The 16,947-nt window shown below is 65.6% G+C and carries 16 protein-coding genes; 7 read left to right on the top strand and 9 right to left on the bottom strand.

The features are described from left to right. Nucleotides 1-8: 8 nt before the first annotated feature. Nucleotides 9-386, bottom strand: coding sequence for a hypothetical protein (locus OEJ37_RS25115; RefSeq protein ID WP_174421903.1), 378 nt, complete (start codon nt 384-386; stop codon nt 9-11). A gap of 492 nt (nt 387-878) precedes the next feature. Between OEJ37_RS25115 and OEJ37_RS25110 the strand changes: the two genes are divergently transcribed. Next, nucleotides 879-1,232, top strand: coding sequence for a DOPA 4,5-dioxygenase family protein (locus tag OEJ37_RS25110; protein WP_072440019.1), 354 nt, complete (start codon nt 879-881; stop codon nt 1,230-1,232). Between the two features lie 119 nt (nt 1,233-1,351). After that, nucleotides 1,352-1,783, top strand: coding sequence for a nuclear transport factor 2 family protein (locus OEJ37_RS25105; RefSeq protein ID WP_263346628.1), 432 nt, complete (start codon nt 1,352-1,354; stop codon nt 1,781-1,783). A gap of 70 nt (nt 1,784-1,853) precedes the next feature. On the opposite strand, the gene trhA is transcribed toward OEJ37_RS25105, so the two are convergent. From trhA to OEJ37_RS25090, 3 genes are all read right to left on the bottom strand, one after another. Further along, nucleotides 1,854-2,474: a PAQR family membrane homeostasis protein TrhA gene (trhA, locus tag OEJ37_RS25100; protein ID WP_047902192.1), complete on the bottom strand. Its 621-nt coding sequence runs from the start codon at nt 2,472-2,474 to the stop codon at nt 1,854-1,856. A 200-nt stretch (nt 2,475-2,674) separates the two neighbouring features. After that, entirely contained in the window at nt 2,675-2,881 is a 207-nt protein-coding gene (locus OEJ37_RS25095) for a YbdD/YjiX family protein (protein ID WP_006480280.1), read from the bottom strand. A gap of 12 nt (nt 2,882-2,893) precedes the next feature. Further along, complete coding sequence (locus OEJ37_RS25090; protein WP_263346584.1) at nt 2,894-4,972, bottom strand: carbon starvation CstA family protein; 2,079 nt, start codon at nt 4,970-4,972, stop codon at nt 2,894-2,896. A 293-nt stretch (nt 4,973-5,265) separates the two neighbouring features. Between OEJ37_RS25090 and OEJ37_RS25085 the strand changes: the two genes are divergently transcribed. Further along, a complete protein-coding gene (locus OEJ37_RS25085) occupies nt 5,266-7,344 on the top strand; it encodes a hypothetical protein (RefSeq protein ID WP_175917161.1) in 2,079 nt (692 codons plus the stop codon). Between the two features lie 86 nt (nt 7,345-7,430). Here OEJ37_RS25085 and OEJ37_RS25080 read toward each other — a convergent pair whose 3' ends face one another. Continuing rightward, a complete protein-coding gene (locus tag OEJ37_RS25080; protein WP_263346581.1) occupies nt 7,431-8,918 on the bottom strand; it encodes an alanine/glycine:cation symporter family protein in 1,488 nt (495 codons plus the stop codon). A 237-nt stretch (nt 8,919-9,155) separates the two neighbouring features. Between OEJ37_RS25080 and dapF the strand changes: the two genes are divergently transcribed. Continuing rightward, a complete protein-coding gene (gene dapF, locus OEJ37_RS25075; protein ID WP_263346578.1) occupies nt 9,156-9,986 on the top strand; it encodes a diaminopimelate epimerase in 831 nt (276 codons plus the stop codon). A gap of 208 nt (nt 9,987-10,194) precedes the next feature. On the opposite strand, the gene OEJ37_RS25070 is transcribed toward dapF, so the two are convergent. The 3 genes from OEJ37_RS25070 to OEJ37_RS25060 form a co-directional block, all read right to left on the bottom strand. Further along, the gene (locus tag OEJ37_RS25070; protein ID WP_263346576.1) at nt 10,195-10,623 is read right to left on the bottom strand and encodes a PRC-barrel domain-containing protein; all 429 of its coding nucleotides are present in this window, start codon (nt 10,621-10,623) and stop codon (nt 10,195-10,197) included. A gap of 150 nt (nt 10,624-10,773) precedes the next feature. Further along, complete coding sequence (locus OEJ37_RS25065) at nt 10,774-11,904, bottom strand: 3-deoxy-7-phosphoheptulonate synthase (RefSeq protein WP_244130604.1); 1,131 nt, start codon at nt 11,902-11,904, stop codon at nt 10,774-10,776. Nucleotides 11,905-12,095: 191 nt separating this feature from the next. Further along, nucleotides 12,096-13,412: a lipase family protein gene (locus OEJ37_RS25060; RefSeq protein WP_263346572.1), complete on the bottom strand. Its 1,317-nt coding sequence runs from the start codon at nt 13,410-13,412 to the stop codon at nt 12,096-12,098. A gap of 404 nt (nt 13,413-13,816) precedes the next feature. Here OEJ37_RS25060 and OEJ37_RS25055 point away from each other — a divergent pair, with 404 nt between their 5' ends. Both OEJ37_RS25055 and OEJ37_RS25050 read left to right on the top strand, forming a co-directional pair. Beyond that, nucleotides 13,817-14,371 (top strand): hypothetical protein, encoded by a 555-nt coding sequence (locus tag OEJ37_RS25055; RefSeq protein WP_263346716.1) that lies wholly within the window; start codon nt 13,817-13,819, stop codon nt 14,369-14,371. A gap of 28 nt (nt 14,372-14,399) precedes the next feature. Further along, nucleotides 14,400-14,822 (top strand): hypothetical protein, encoded by a 423-nt coding sequence (locus tag OEJ37_RS25050; RefSeq protein WP_174421913.1) that lies wholly within the window; start codon nt 14,400-14,402, stop codon nt 14,820-14,822. A 77-nt stretch (nt 14,823-14,899) separates the two neighbouring features. On the opposite strand, the gene OEJ37_RS25045 is transcribed toward OEJ37_RS25050, so the two are convergent. Next, nucleotides 14,900-15,607: a YceH family protein gene (locus OEJ37_RS25045; protein ID WP_174421914.1), complete on the bottom strand. Its 708-nt coding sequence runs from the start codon at nt 15,605-15,607 to the stop codon at nt 14,900-14,902. Nucleotides 15,608-16,037: 430 nt separating this feature from the next. Between OEJ37_RS25045 and OEJ37_RS25040 the strand changes: the two genes are divergently transcribed. Then, nucleotides 16,038-16,793 carry an SDR family oxidoreductase gene (locus tag OEJ37_RS25040; protein ID WP_263346567.1) on the top strand — a complete coding sequence of 252 codons (756 nt, stop codon included), beginning with the start codon at nt 16,038-16,040 and terminating at the stop codon, nt 16,791-16,793. Nucleotides 16,794-16,947: the final 154 nt, after the last annotated feature.

Genomic DNA, 16,947 nt, shown 5'->3' with positions numbered 1-16,947 from the left:
CTCCTGCATCAGAACGTGTTCTCGCCTTTCAGGTAGTACGCGGTCTTCACGAAGAACGCCCTGACCGGATGGCCTGCTTGCGCATCGCGGGCCACGCGCGCTTCCATCGCGGCCTTCTCCTCGCGCGACCGGTCGGGCACCGGATTGTGGACACGTTCGAGCGCGCGCTGCATCGCGAGCGGATAGTTCTGGTTGCCGGCCGTCGTCGCGCGATAGCCCGCACGCGTCATCTGCATCAGTTGCGTGTCGGTTTCGGCGCGCGCCGCCGACCAGCTCAACCGTGCGGTATTCGGCAACCAGTCGAAGCCGGCCGGCTGCGCAAAACTGACGGCGGGCAGCGCAACGAGTGCGCAGGAAAGAACAGCAACGGGAACGAGGGATCGCATGGTGGCCTCCAGATGGTTGTCCCCGCATCGATCGGTGATCGTCGATGCGTTGAAACCATCGTATGTCGCGCCGCATTCCGCTTGAATAGCCGATTTCGCAATTGATATTTTCAGCCTTGCATTCGGCGCGCGATCTGCGTCATTCACCCATCCAGCCGAAATGGAATTTCCTTATTTCATTCAACTGCCTGATCGCATTTTTCCGCTTGCCTCAAAACACGCTCGCACCGCTTTTTCAATTTCCGAAATGACGTGTTGCCTGTGCCACTCCGGCAAACGCACGTGCCGACAAGGTTTCCGGCGTGATATCGCGCATGCGGATACCACAAGCCCGGTTTCATCGGATCAAACGATTCTTCTGATACAGGACAAATCATCGGCTTCGGATTGCCGGACCGTGATACGACGCATACGGCAAGGACGCGCGATAATCACGCATCGGCCGTTTCGCGCGGCGCCTCATGCATTCCCCATTTTTTATCGAGTCCTTCCATGGCTGCCCTCGACACCACCGCCATCGACAGTTGGCACGCGCACGTCTATTTCGATGCGGCCAGCCGCGACGCGGCCTGGGCGTTTCGCCAGGTCGTCGACGAACGGTTCGGCGCGGTCATCGAACTCGGCCGCTTTCATGAACGCCTCGTCGGCCCGCATCCGGCCTGGTCGTACCAGATCGCGTTCGACGCCGCGCGATTCGACGACATCGTGCCGTGGCTCGTGCTGAACCACGGCGCGCTCGATATCTTCCTGCACCCGAATACCGGCGACGACCTGCGCGACCATCGCGATTGCGCGGTGTGGATCGGGAAGTCGTATGTGCTGAATCTCGACGCGCTGGCCGGATAAGGTCTGGCACGCGGCCGCCTTCAACCAGGGCCGCATCCACGTTTCGGGCCGACGTGAAACGTCTCGCGGCGTCGCGCCCATACAGTGGGTTCCGTTATCGACACTTCAGGGAACCCACCATGACACACGCCGACGCCGATGCCCGGCGCATCCATGAAGGCTGGCACGCCGCCGTCGTCGCTCGCGACCTCGATGCGCTGATGTCGCTATATGCGGACGACGCGATACTCGAAACGCCGCTGATCGTCGTCACGCTGCCCGACCACGGCTCGGGCGTGCTGCACGGCAAGGCCGCGATCGGAAAATTCTTCGCGGCGGGCTTGCGTAATCCGGGCAACAAACTTGGACGCTGGTACCGGACCGGGCTGTTCTTCTCGAACGGCCGCCAGCTCACGTGGGAATATCCGCGCGAAACACCGGAAGGGGACCAGGTCGATCTCGTCGAGGTGATGGATCTGCGCGACGGGCTGATCGCGCATCATCGCGTGTATTGGGGATGGGTCGGCTTTCTCGCGCTGCAGGCCGCGACGCCGGCGCCCGACCGTGCATGACGGCCGCCGGCGAGCGGGCTGTACCCATGCAGACCCCGCGCGCCGTCACCTGGTCAACGCCACATTCCGCTCACGCGACATACATCGCGACACTGACGAACTGGCACAGGCTGCCGGCCAGCACGAACAGGTGCCAGATACCGTGCCCGTGACGGATGCGTTCGTCGTTGATGAAGAAGTAGATGCCCGCGCTGTAGATCACGCCGCCGGCCACGAGCCACGCGGTGCCCACCGGCGGCAGCGCATGGATCAGCGGGCGCACCGCGACGAGCGCGAGCCAGCCCATCAGCACGTACAGGATCATCGACAGCATGCGCGTGCGCCGCCCGAGCGTCAGTTCCTGCACGATGCCCAGCACGGCGAGCCCCCAGCTCACGCCGAACAACGACCAGCCCCACGGGCCGCGCAACGTGACCAGCGTGAACGGCGTGTAGCTGCCGGCGATCAGCAGGTAGATCGCCGAATGGTCGCATTTCTGCAGGATCGCTTTCAGGCGCGGGTTGCGCACGCTGTGGTACAGCGTCGAGATCGCGTAGAGCAGGATCAGCATCGCGCCGTACACGCTGAAGCTCACCACCTTGTACGGGTCGCCTTCGAGCGCGCCCATCGTCACGAGCGCCACGAGGCCCGCCACCGACAGCACCGCGCCGACGAGGTGGGAAATGCTGTTGAAACGCTCACCGACATGCACGACGTGTTCTCCTGCGCGGGTCCACTGGGGGAAAAGTGAGTTCTATGATACCGGCCGCCGGACGTTGCCGTGCTGCGCGCCGGCAAACGACGCGGCGATACCCGCGACAGGCGCGCCGCCGGGCCCGCCAAAGAAAAAAGCGCCGCGAAATCCATCGCGGCGCTTCCTTGTAAATCACCGAACCGTTTCACCGGCCCGGCTCAGCAACACTTCCCTGCTCCCGACCCGTACCGCGCATTCTGACGCTCGCGGAAAAATTCCTCGTATGTCATCGGCTCGCGGTCCGGATGGGTTTCGCGCATGTGCGCGACGTAGGTGTCGTAGTCGGGCAGGCCGACCATCAGCCGCAACGCCTGCCCGAGGTAACGCCCCGCGCTGCGCAGGTCGCTGCCAAGATCGCTGAACATCGCGGCCTCCCCTTAACGTCCGCTGCCGAGCGCCTGCGCGGCCGGCATCGCTTCGTACGGCGTCTCGCGCACGGTCGGCTTCGACTCGCGGCGCGCGCGCAGCACGGCGATCACGCCGTACACCGCGATGCTGATGACGACGAAGATGAACAGCCCGGCCAGCGCCGCATCGATGTAGTCGTTGAAGATGATCCGCTTCATCTGCGCGATCGACTTGGCCGGCGCGAGCACCTTGCCTTCGTCCACCGCGGCCTGCAGCTTCGCCGCGTGCGCGAGGAAGCTGACCTTCGGGTTCGCATCGAAAATCTTCTGCCAGCCGGCCGTCAGCGTGCAGATCAGCAGCCACGCGGTCGGCACGATCGTCACCCACGCGTAGCGCTCGCGCTTCATCTTGAACAGCACGACGGTGCCGAGCACCAGCGCGATCGCGGCGAGCATCTGGTTCGAGATGCCGAACAGCGGCCACAGCGTGTTGATGCCGCCGAGCGGATCGACCACGCCCTGGTACAGGAAGTAGCCCCACGCAGCCACGCACAGCCCGGTGGCGACCAGGTTCGCGGGCAGCGACTCGGTGCGCTTGAGCGCCGGGTGGAACGTGCCGAGCAGATCCTGCAGCATGAAGCGGCCCGCGCGCGTGCCGGCGTCGACGGCCGTCAGGATGAACAGCGCCTCGAACAGGATTGCGAAGTGATACCAGAACGCCATCATCGCTTCGCCGCCGATCACCTGGTGCAGGATGTGCGCCATGCCGACGGCCAGCGTCGGCGCGCCGCCTGCGCGCGCGATGATCGTCGTTTCGCCGACGGCCTTCGCGGTCTGCGTGAGCATGTCGGGCGTCAGCACGAAGCCCCACTGCGTGACGGTGTTCGCGACGGCTTCCGGCGTCGAGCCGAGCACGGCGGCCGGCGCGTTCATCGCGAAGTAGATGCCCGGCTCGATCACGCACGCGGCGACCAGCGCCATGATCGCGACGAACGATTCCATCAGCATCGCGCCGTAACCGATGAAGCGCGCGTTGGTTTCGTTGTCGATCAGCTTCGGCGTCGTGCCCGAAGAAATCAGCGCGTGGAAGCCCGACACCGCGCCGCACGCGATCGTGATGAACAGGAACGGGAACAGGTTGCCCGACCATACCGGGCCCGTGCCGTCGACGAACTTCGTCAGCGCGGGCATCTTCAGTTCCGGCGCGACGACCAGGATGCCGATCGCGAGGCCGAGGATCGTGCCGATCTTCAGGAACGTCGACAGGTAGTCGCGCGGCGCGAGCAGCAGCCACACCGGCAGCACCGATGCGACGAAGCCATAGCCGATCAGGATCCACGTGAGCTGCGTGCCGCTGAACGTGAACCATGCGGCAAGCGCGGGCGAATCGTGCACGGTCTGGCCGAACGCGATCGACGCCATCAGCAGCACGAAACCGATGATCGACACTTCGCCGATGCGGCCCGGACGGATGTAGCGCGTATAGACGCCCATGAACAGCGCGATCGGAATCGTCGCGGCGACAGTGAACGTGCCCCACGGCGAATTGGTCAGCGCCTTCACGACGATCAGCGCGAGCACCGCGAGGATGATCACCATGATCAGGAACGCGCCGAACAGCGCGATCACGCCGGGCACCGTGCCAAGCTCCATCTTGACGAGATCGCCGAGCGAGCGGCCGTCGCGGCGCGTCGAGATGAACAGCACGATGAAGTCCTGCACCGCGCCGGCGAACACGACGCCAGCCAGGATCCACAGCATGCCGGGCGTGTAGCCCATCTGCGCGGCGAGCACGGGCCCGACGAGCGGCCCCGCGCCGGCGATCGCGGCGAAGTGATGGCCGAACAGCACGTACTTGTTGGTCGGCACGTAGTCGAGGCCGTCGTTGAACTTGACCGCCGGCGTCATCCGCAGCCCGTCGAGCTGCATGACCTTGCTGGCGATGAAACGGCTGTAGAAGCGATACGCGATCAGATACACGCAGACTGCGGCGATCACGATCCAGAGGGCACTGACGCGCTCGCCGTGCGCGAGTGCGATCGTTCCGAACGAGAACGCGCCGAGCAGCGCGACCGCGATCCAGAGCAGGGTACTGGAAGCCCGATTCATGGCGTCTCCTGGTCTCCAATGTGGTTTTGATGGCATGCGGCGAAGTGGCCGCACACGCGTGACGTCGATGCGTCGTGCCGCGGTCTTGCAAAGGCCGCGGCAATGGGCCGTAGTATTCCGTGCGACGGGGGCGGCTTACAAGCGGATAACTACGTACGCGGGGCTACGTAAAATTACGTAGCCCCGCACATCGGCTGCACGATTAGCGGTGCGAAACCGCCCGCAACCGTTCACGGCCGCGCTCACGCCATTGCCCCTAGAATGCACGAGGCCATTCGGATCCGGTCGACATCATGTCCAACAAGAGCACGTCCAGCACATCTCCTCGTCGCGAAACCTCGTTCGTCGAGCACATACGCCGCGGCGGCATTTCCGCCCCCATCCACAAAGGCTTTTCGCGAGAAGCGTGGACACACGCGCATCGGACCTATCGCAAGGACGAACCATGCGATGCGCTGTATTGGACAGGATTGAGCATCCATAACGCGCTTGCGGTGCTGCGGCGGCGCTATGAATCGATTGTCGGGCAGGCCGACGTCGACGCCTACGTTCGTGCCCTCGTCGGCCTCGGCAATCTCGAGCAACGAATCCTGAGGCGTCGGACTAGCGAACGCCTTCAGTCCAGGGAACATGGCGCAACCCTCAACGACGTTGTCGAACTGAAGCTCGATCTGGATTCAGGCTCGGCACACAACGTGGAGGAAATTGCCTCCGTGATCGTCGAATCGCTGACGAAGGCCATCGGCGAACGACTGCGCGAACCGCGCTTCGATCTCCATTCGGACCCGATGTCGACGTTTGAGGCCTGCCGACTCGACCTCAACCTCTGCGGCACGTACCGGCTGCTTGAATCTCTCTGGCAGGACTGTCTGTGGAATGGCTATGCGCTGACGGAGGCGGACGATTTCCCCGGCGTGATCGCTTCGCCGGTTTCCACCGAAAGTCGACTGGACGCGTTATGGCGCGTGATTTCGGAGTATCGCCGCGAAACGTTGCGGGCCTCCCGCGCGGCCTTTGCGTCGCGCCAGTTCGCGCGGCTCGACACCGGACAGATTGCACAGCGGCTGCCTCATCGCCTCGTCGTCGCGGTCGAACGTCACGCGGAAGGCCATGCGTTCGACTTCGCCGGCGCCACCGAGAAGCGGGCCGCACAAGCCGCCGAGCAGGCGCTGTTTGCGCTCGGGGAGATCGCCGACGACTACCTCGGGCCGCTTCTCGATCAGCCCGTCGCAAAACTCGGGAATTGCAGCTTGCGACAACTGGTTGCGGCGTGGCTGGTCATAGGCAGTATTTCGACCGCCGAATCCGAGTCGGATGCGTGGCCCCGCATTGCCTCGAACGAATCGCTGATCAATTTTTCGCAGACCTACAGCGTCGAAGAAGTAACGGAGGCTGTCGCATATGCACTATCGATCGCCGTCGACACGGCCCGCCGACTCGTCGATTTCATGATTTTTGATGGCAACACCCGACAGACGCTCTGGACACATCCGCTGATTCGACTACCGAGCGGGCGCCTCTGCCTGTTGGCGCCGTCGATCGAGCATGCACACTCGGCATACGTGCTCGAGCGCTGGTTACGATATCTGGATTTCAATGTCTCGAAGAAAGGCAATCCGTTCGAACAGCAGGTGCGCAAGCGCCTGGCGACTGCGCGCCGCTCCGACGTGCTCTCACAGCGCTTTCAGGTGCTCCGCTCGGCATTTATGTTTCACGCTGGCGACCGCGAAAAAGAAGACATCGACCTGGTGGCGGTCATCGGAAAACGGGTGATCCTGGGGGAAATCAAATGCTCGATCACGCCTACCGAGCCGATCGACTATTTCAACAACCGGTCCGTCATCACCGGCGCGGTTGCACAGATCAGGCGCAAGTCCGCCTTCGTCGAGCGCAATCGTGCCGCGTTCTCGAAAGCGCTAGCCAAGCGCGGCGTATCCATTCCGGATGACTTCCGGTTGACGCGCGTCGTTGTCGTCAACAATCCGATCTACGTCGGCCGTGTCGTAGACGACGTTCCCGTGGTCGACCTGCTCGTGCTGGAACGTTACGTGGAAGGCTTCTTCGTCGAAACGGCCCGCGTGGACAAGGACGGTACCTTGTCTGCGGACCATACCCTCGGGTTCTACGAAACCGTCGACGAAGCGGAGGATCACCTGGAACGCTACCTGACGGGCTTGCCGCAGTTGCGATTGATGCTCGATACGATTTCCGAGCGTGTCACCGAGATTCCGGTGCAAGCGCTGGTTCGATTTCCGCGCATCGCCTATCGCACGTTCGAGGTCAAGATCGACCGCACGAAAATGCATGAACTCCATGCCCGTGAACGGAGCAAGAGCGCCACTGCCGCCGACCGCAGGCGCTCCCCCGAATGACAAAGTGCCGCGCAGCGGCCGGCCTGCGGCGCGGACGATCGACGCAATCGCGATCGCTTCGCCCGGCCACCGGACCGGTGCGCGCATCAGGTCTGCCGTTCGGCCGGGACAGCAGGTTCCGCAAGCCGCGTCGCCTCCTGCCCCGTCTCCCGCTTCTCCCAGAACGTCGCGTTCGTGATCCCGAGCGCGGCCGGATCGAACGACGGCTCGCGCCCCGCGCGCTTTTGCGCCTCGTAGTCGCGCAGCGCCTTGAGCGCCGGCTTCTGCAGCAGCAGGATCGCGACGAGGTTCAGCCACGCCATCAGCCCGACGCCGATGTCGCCGAGCGCCCACGCGACGCTCGCGCTCTTCACGGCGCCGTACAGCGTCGCGAGCAGGATCACCGCGCGCAGCACGAACGTGCCGGCGGTGCTGCTGCGCGTGCGGCTCAGGTACGCGACGTTGGTTTCCGCGATGTAGTAGTACGCGAGGATGGTTGTGAACGCGAAGAAGAACAGCGCCATCGCGACAAATGCCGCGCCGAAGCCGGGCAGCACCGATTCGACGGCCATCTGCGTATAGCCGGGGCCGGCCTCGATGCCCGCGGCGCCCGAGAACAGCGCGCGGCCGCTCGGCGCGACCACGTTGTAGGCGCCCGTGATGAGGATCATGAAGCCCGTCGCCGAGCAGACGAACAGCGTATCGACATAGACGGAGAACGCCTGCACGAGCCCCTGCTGCGCCGGGTGTTTCACTTCGGCGGCGGCCGACGCGTGCGGACCCGTGCCCTGCCCCGCTTCGTTCGAATAGACGCCGCGCTTCACGCCCCACTGGATCGCCATGCCGAGCATCGCGCCGAAGCCGGCCTGGAAGCCGAACGCGCTCTCGAACACCAGCGCGACGACGCCCGGCAGGCGTTCGATGTCGAGCGCAATCACCACGCACGCGATCAGGATGTAGCCGAGCGCCATGAACGGCACGACGATTTCCGCGACGCGCGCGATCCGCTTCACGCCGCCGAAGATGATCAGGCCGAGCAGCAGCACGAGCACCGCGCCGGTGACGGGCTTCGCGATGCCGAAGGAATTCTCGATCGCGGACGAGATTCCGTTCGCCTGCACGCCGGGCAGCAGCAGCCCGCACGCGAGCACGGTCGCGATCGCGAACGCCACCGCGTACCAGCGGATGCCGAGCCCCTTCTCGATGTAATACGCGGGGCCGCCGCGATACTGCCCTTCGCGCCGCACCTTGTAGATCTGCGACAGCGTCGATTCGACGAACGCGGTGCTCGCGCCGAGGAACGCGACGAGCCACATCCAGAACATCGCGCCGGGGCCGCCGAACGTGATGGCCGTGGCGACGCCCGCGATGTTGCCCGTGCCGACGCGCCCCGACAGCGACAGCGCCAGCGCCTGGAACGACGACACGCCTTCCGCCGACGCCTTGCTGCCGCGCATCAGGCGCAGCATCTCGATGAAGTGGCGGACCTGCGCGAAACGCGTGCGCAGCGAGAAGTACAGCCCCGCGGCGAGGCAGAGGAAGATGAGCGCGGGGCTCCAGATGACACCGTTGATCGAATCGACGAGTTGTTCCATAGGGCGTTTCTGTTGAGAACCAGGTGACACGTGGCGGTGGGTCGGATCCGCTGCGCGAATGCACGCGATAACCGACTAGGACAGATCCGAATCCAATCTTTCATTTATATTACATGTCTTACGATTCACTTCGGAATCCGGGTGAGCCCCAAGTAGTGCGTCGCACCCCGACCACGTCGATTGATCCGCTCCGGCAAGCCACGTACAGTGTTTGCCTGCCTCGATTCCGGAACCGCCATGCCGATCCGATTTCAGAAGATGAACGCGAATGGCGATGACTTCGTCATCGTCGACCTGCGCGGCGAGGATCAGGATCATGCGCACGCGATCGACTGCGACCTCGTACGGCGCATCGGCGACCGGCATCGCGGCATCGGCTTCAACCAGCTCGCGGTGCTATCGGACTGCGACGACGCGGCGGCCCGTGTCGCGTTCTGGAACCCCGACGGCTCGATGCTCGATACTTGTGGCAGCGCGACGCGCGGCGTTGCATGGAAGGTGATGCGGGAAACCGGCGCGGCGTCGGTCGTGCTGCGCACCAGCCGCGGGCGCCTGCTCTGTTCGCACGATGCGCACAGGCTGATCACGGTCGAGATGGGCGCGCCGTGCGTCGGCTGGCAGGACGTGCCCGTCGCCGAAGCCGTCGACACGCTCGCCCTTCCGCTGCCCCGCGCACCGGCCGCGTGCAGCATGGGCAATCCGCACTGCACGTTCTTCGTCGACGATCTCGATGCGATCGATATCGAAGCGCTCGGCCCGGCGATCGAAACGCATCCGCTGTTTCCGCTGAAAACCAACGTGCATTTCGTGCAGGTGATCGGCCGCTCGCATATCCGCCTGCGCATCTGGGAGCGCGGCGGCGGCGTGCCGCTCGGGTCGGGCTCGTGTTCGTGCGGTGCGGTGGTCAACGGCATCCGGCGCGGGCTGCTCGACCATACGGTGCGGGTGGAATGCGACGGCGGCGACGTCGGCGTTCAATGGGACGGCACCGGCAGCGTGTTCCTGAGCGGGCCGGTCGCGTTCGGTTTCGACGGGGTTTGGGTGGACGAGACGATGCCGGCAAGCTGAGCGCCGGCGTTCGCGGTGCGGCGTGAATCACGATACCGATTCGCGCCGGATGCGCGGCGGCAATGCAGCCGCATCGTCATCGATCGTCGAAGCAATCCGTTCGCCGCCATGATGTGGCGCCCGGCCTCCGACGATCGCGCCGACGCGCGGGGCCATTCACGGCCCGCGGTCGGCCGGGCCCGGCGCAGCGCGCGCCGGGCCGCATCGATCAGTGCTTGTCGTCGAGCTTCTTCGGCTTCGGCGGCGACGGCACCTTCGCGTACTGGAACGCCGGCGTCGCCTTCAGCGCATCCTTCGTCGCGCCCGGCAGGTAGATGTTGCCGTTGCGCACGTCGAGCGACGCGATCGGCACCGCGACGTCATGCGCGGCCACGCCGAGGAAACCGCCGGCCGACACGATCGCCGCCGACACCGAGCCGTCCGGCGCGACGATCAGGTCGCGCACGGTGCCGACCTTCTGGTTCGCGTCGTTGTAGACGGCCTTGCCGAGCACGCTCTTCTTCACGCTCCAGCCTTCGAGCAGTGCCTGCGATTGCTCGACGGTCACGCTGATCGGCTGTGCGCCGGCGATCTGCGCGTGTGCGCTGACGCTCGATGCGAGGATGGTTGCTGCGATGAGGGTTTTGTAGAACGCCATACTTTTATGCACTCCGGTGAATTGTTGTCGGTATCGGCGGCCGGCCTCGCCGCCTCCGTGCGCGACACATCGCACCGGCCCATGTTAGCGCCACTCGCAAGACGCTGCATCGAACGCGATGACGCAGCACGCATGTCGGCGCCACCCCTGTCACGCATTCCGCGAATACACCCGCCGATGCCGCACCGCCTCCGCCAGCACATCGAGCACCGGCTCCGTCTGCGTCCAGCTCAAGCACGCATCGGTGATCGACACGCCGTACTGCAACGGCACGCCCGGCTTCAGATCCTGCCGCCCGGCCTCGAGATGGCTCTCGACCATCACGCCGACGATCCGGTGCTCGCCCTGCGACAGTTGCCGCGCGAGATCCTGCGCGACGTCGATCTGCCGCTCGTGCGACTTGTTCGAGTTCGCGTGCGAGCAGTCGACCATCACCTGCTCGCGCAGCCCGGCCTTGCGCAGCACCGCGCAGCCCGCCTCGACATGCGCGGCGTCGTAGTTCGGGCCGCTCTTGCCGCCGCGCAGGATCACGTGCGCATCGTCGTTGCCGCGCGTTTCGAAGATCGCGGCCATCCCCATCTTCGTCATCCCCATGAACGCATGGCTCGCGGCCGCGGCGACGATCGCATCCGACGCGACCTGCACGCCGCCGTCGGTGCCGTTCTTGAAACCGATCGGGCAGCTCAGCCCCGACGCGAGCTGGCGGTGGCTCTGGCTTTCGGTCGTGCGCGCGCCGATCGCGCCCCACGCGATCAGGTCGGCGATGTACTGCGGGCTCAGCAGGTCGAGGAATTCGGTCGCGGCCGGCAGGCCGAGCGCGTTGACGTCGAGCAGCAACTGCCGCGCGGCGCGCAGCCCTTCGTTGATGCGGAAGCTGCCGTCCAGGCGCGGATCGTTGATGTAGCCCTTCCAGCCGACCGTCGTGCGCGGCTTCTCGAAGTAGACGCGCATCGTGATCAGCAGGTCGTCCTTCAGCGCATCGGCGGCAACTTTCAGGCGGCGCGCGTAGTCGAGCGCCTGGTCGTGATCGTGGATCGAGCACGGGCCGACGACGAGCAGCAGCCGGTCGTCGCGGCCGTGCAGGATGTCGCCGATCGCGCGGCGCGTATCCTCGACGAGCGTCTGCGTGGCGGCCGGCACCGGCAATTCGTCGAGCAGCAGCGCCGGCGAAATCAGCGGACGCACGGCGCCGATGCGGACATCGTCGATGCGCGTGGTGTCCTGCGTCGCGTCGGCGCTGCCTACCTCGCGATCGTGGGAAGGATTGTCGAGGTTCTGCATGGTGATTCTCCGGGGGACGTCTGGAATGATGTGCAGGCTCGATTATGGCACTCGCGAGAGGCGGCAGCCGGGTGTGGCGGGGGGATGCATGTGACGGCGGTCAGGGTCATGCGACAGACGGCGAACGCGGGATGCAAAAAGGGCGATCCGCAGCGGATCGCCCTGCCCTTCACCGCGTCGCCCCGGCGCGTCTAGTGCAGCGTCTCGGGCGCCAGCGAATTGCTCGGCAGCAGCGCCGTCAGCCAGCAGTTGCTCGGCGCGGCTTTCCCGTTGAAGCGGTCGTAGAGCCACGGCAGCATGCCGGCCACCCAGGGCACGATCGCGCCCACATGTTCGAGCGGATACTCGGTGTACGTGACCGGCGTGCCGCTCGCGCAGAACTTCTGCGCAAGCGCGCGCACGTCGTACGCAAGCATCACGCCGTCGCCCACCTGGCTGCCGAACGTGCCGTCGAGCGCGCCCGCCGTGCCCTGGCCGATATACATCGGGATCGTCGGCGACGCGGCCAGCCCCGCATTCACCTTGTTCGCATACTTCACATACACCGGAATGCTGTTGATGTCGTTCGCGTATTGCGGCTTGAACAGCGTCGCCCAATGCAGGCCCGTGTACTTCGGCAGGATGTACGCGAGCGACTGGCTCTGGATGTCCTTGAACACGGCAACGCCGGTGTCGCTGAGATAGGGCGTCAGGTCGAAGTCGTAGCCGCGCGACAGCCCGGCAAGCGCGGCCGCGGCGACGCCGCCCCAGACGATGCTGCCGTCCACATAGCGCAGATTGTGCGCGGGGTCGACCAGCACGCCGCCCTCCGCCGCGCCGACGAGCTGCCTGTCGATGTCGGGCGCATAGCTCGGCGCGAGTTGCGCGGCCCAGTTCGTCGCGATCGCACCGCCGGAATAGCCGATCATCGCGACCTTGCTCGACGGATTCAGGCCGGTCGACGGCGTGTTGAGCGCCGCGCGGATCGAATCGAGCGTCGTCATCCCGTATTCGGGGCCGGCGGCGAAGTCCGCCGTCTGGCCTTCCGTATCGGGCACGATGATGTTGTAGCCCAGCAGCAGCAGTGTCGACAGCGGAATCGATTCCGCGCTGTAGAGCACCGTGCCCACGTTGATGACCTTGGTTACGTCGCGATCGCCGGCGATCACCTGCGACGGCTCGTCGTACGGATTCAGCGAATCGTAGGCCGACTGGTACGAGATGGCCTGGCCGTTGCTGACCTGGCTCCGGATCACGGACGTCACGTTGACGACGGGCTGGTTCCGCGCGTTGTTGGTGCGATACAGCAACTGCTGCGCGGTCAGCGCGGTCGGAATACCGGCCACGTGATAGGTGACGTTGCGCGTCTTCAGCACCGTGCCCGGTGGAATCGATGCCAATGGCGTGGCGCCGGTGTACGTATAGAACGGATCGGACACGGTCGGCGAGTCGGCGCTGGCCGGCGGTGCGGAGATGGCCAGTGCGGCGGACACGGCGGCCGCGGCAATCATCAAGCGTCTGGAGGACATGGGTGGGGGCCCCTTGGATAACCTGCTTTCATCGAAGGAAGTTCGGCGGTGTTGCAGACCATCGCGATTGCCGCTTCAAAAGCGTTTCCGTGCCATCGACTGTCTCCTGTGAATGAATGATCCGGCTTGTTCGGAATCTGCAATTTTAGTAGGACTACAAACCGGATGAATTGAAGCACAACGGGAACGCGTTCGATGGGCGTTTTCCGTTGTTTGAAGGGAAACGTCTAAATCCGCTGCAACGCAATGCGGGCGCCCCGGTCGTTCGGCCGACTGTCCGCCCCCGGATGAAGTGCCGTACGATCACGGCTGTCCGTTACCGAAGCGGCCCGTCGTGCGATGCGGGCCGCACGGCCCACCGCCTGCGTGTGACCGATCGTTTCCTGCCCAACCGACGCGCCACGATGACCGTATCCGAACTGCTCCGTGCCATCCGCCAACCCTACGCCGACCTGCTCGCGAAAGCGGCAGCGCAACCGGCGGTGATCGTCGAACCGGCCTACCGGCAGGCCGACGGCACACTGGCCACCGAAGGGCCGCTCGCGCTGCCATGCCGGGCCGACGCGATCCCGGCCGAAGGCGACGCGGCCGGCCAGCCGTCGATGGTCGATTCGACCTCGCAACTGGATTTCGAGCCGTTCGCGTTCGACCTCGAAACGGCGGCCGTGTCGATCCGCCCGTTCGTGTGGGACTGGGCCGCGATCGAGGCCGATGGCCTCGACGAAAGCACGGCGGTCGATGCATTCAAGACATGGTTCTTCGCGTGGTTCGATGTCGACGACGAGAACACGCCGGCCGAAGACGGGCTGCATGGCATCGTTCACTACCTGTCGGAACCGGTTCGCACGGAACAGGGGTGGCGCGTCAATGCGGATCTCGGTTCCGCGCCCGAAACGGCCGTCGAGGATCTGCTGTTCCGGCTCGTCGATGCGGGCGCTACGCGGATCAGCATCGGTTGAAATGCCGCTTCTTCACTCACACACCATCATGAAAAAAGCCCTCGCCGCCGTACTGCTCTGCATGTCGTTGCCGGCACTCGCCAAGGTTTCCACCGACGTGCTCTGCTTCACATCGGATGGCGACAAACCCGTGCGCTTCGAGATGCGCACCTACTACGACGATGCGGTCAAATGGTCGGGCGGCATGGTCCGGTACGCGAAATCGAAAACGGCGCTCCCGCTGGTGATCGAGCAAGAGGAAGACGAAGTGCTCGCCGAAGACCGCCCGCACCAGTACACGACAACCTGGGCCGAAATGGTCGACGGCAAGATCAACGGGCGATACGAAATGATGTCCCAGGGCGCCAACATCTATTCGATGACCTACACCAACGCACGCACCGGCAAGAAAACCGCGTTCGGCAGGGCGCTGGATGTCGACGCATCCGAACAAACCGGGTGCCGCTGGTAGCGATGGCGTCGCGGTAATTGATGCCCGTTGCGCGGCGCGCGTACGCGCGCCGGCACCGCGTCGCATCGCGCCGTGGATCAGCCCGCGCCGCCCTGCGCGTCGACGTCGATCCCCAGTTCGCTGGCCATCCGCTGAACCAGCTCACTCAGTCGCGCCACTTCATCCGCGAGGCGCTTCTGCTCGGCCTTTAGCGCCTCGAATTCGGAAGGCGGCACGGTGTCCGCGCCGCCGGCATCCGCGCTCGCGAAGTCGGCCACGTTTACCTCGCCGCACATCAGGTGCATCCAGCGGTTCTCGCGCGCGCCCGGCGCACGCGGCAGCCGGACGACGAGCGCCTGCGCACGGGCCGCGAGTTCGTCGAGAAACGCCTCGACCGACGAGATATCCGCGAAGCCATGCAGGCGCGCGCTGTTCAGGCGCAGCTCGGCGGCCGTCTGCGGGCCGCGCAGCAGCAGGATCGTGAGCAGCGCAATCGCCTGGCTCGGGATGCCGAGCACACGGTTCATGTTGTGCTCGAAACGCGGCACACGGCTGCTGCTGCCTTCCATCACGAGGCTCAGGTGCTTCAGCCCGTCGAGCGCGGTCGTGACTTCATCCTCGCTGACGTTCATCACCGGCGAGCGCGCGGTTTTCTGGTTGCAGCCCGCGGTCAGCGCATTCAGCGACAGCGGGTACGTGTCCGGCACCGTGTGCTGTTTCTCGACCAGCACACCGAGAATGCGGGCCTCGAGAGGCGTAAGTTCGCGAAGGGGGCGTGGCGTGGGCGTATCCGGCGTGGAGTTCATGTTGGCTTCGCAGCGTGCAGCAGGTGAGGGGAACGGTCGCGGCCCGTCCGGCATCGCGAACGGGCGAGCCATATGATAGCTCGCGACGCATGGCCCGGCGCTGCTCGCCGCGCCGGCGCGCGCACTTGCCGCAGCCGCTTTCGTCCAACGTATCGGCCTCCCGGCGCCGCGCGGCGATGCATGCGCGCGGCACTTGTGAACTCGCGCTTCACACACGCCGCAGCGTGCGGCGCATGCTCGCGTTTGCGTGGCACGCATGCCGGCGCTACGATATGCGTTCACGCGGACATCCGCGGCGCCGCGCGCAACCGCCTCTGCACACCTCTACACGCCAATACCACGCATCACCCGCCCAGCACGCACTGCCGCCGCGCCTGCGCGCCGCTCGTCAGCACCGTTCACCTTTTCACCCAATCACCGGTTCGCCACCATGACTGCATCCTCAACCGCGCCGCACGTGCGCGCCATCGTCACCGGACACACGCGCGGCCTCGGCGCATCGCTCGCCGAACAACTGCTGCAGGAAGGCATCGCCGTGCTCGGCGTGTCGCGCAGCCGTCATCCGTCGCTCGCGTCGCAAGCCGGTGACCGCTTCGCCGAAGTCGAACTCGACCTGTCGGACACGTCGGCCGTCGCGACCTGGCTGGCCGGCGACACGCTGCGCAGCTTCGTCGACGGCGCGTCGCTCGTGCTGCTGTTCAACAACGCCGGCATCGTCGATCCGATCGGCCCGCTCGCCGCGCAGGATCCGGCGATCGTCGCGCGCGCGGTCGGCCTGAACGTCGCGGCGCCGTTGATGCTGTCGGCCGCGCTCGTGCAAGCGGCATCCGCCACGACCGAATGCCGGATCCTGCACCTGTCGAGCGGCGCGGCGCGCAACGCGTACGCGGGCTGGAGCGTCTACTGCGCGACCAAGGCCGCACTCGATCACCATGCGCGCGCGGTCGCGCTCGATGCGAACGGCGCGTTGCGGATCTGCAGCGTCGCGCCGGGTGTCGTCGATACGGGCATGCAGGCGACGATCCGCTCGACCAGCGAAGACAACTTCCCGATGCGCGAGAAGTTCGACCAGTTGAAGTCGAGCGGCGCGCTCGCGACGCCCGAGGCGGCCGCACGGCAGTTGATCGGCTATGCGCTGAGCGATGCGTTCGGCTCCACGCCGACGGCCGACGTGCGGGATTTGTGATTCGCGTCACCGCGATCCGGCCGGCCATGCATAGCGCACGCGACGTCGCATCCCGGATGCGGGCCCGTGTTGCAGACGGCATGCCCGCACCGGGCTCGAATCGCGCACGCCGGCTTGGGCGAGCTCGGTTTGCGTGTGCCCGATTTGCGCATGG

This window comes from Burkholderia sp. BKH01 (genome assembly GCF_025685725.1).
Classification (GTDB): domain Bacteria; phylum Pseudomonadota; class Gammaproteobacteria; order Burkholderiales; family Burkholderiaceae; genus Burkholderia; species Burkholderia pyrrocinia_C.
The sequence above is the reverse complement of the archived record's forward strand: the minus strand, read 5'-3'. Positions and strand labels throughout refer to the sequence as shown.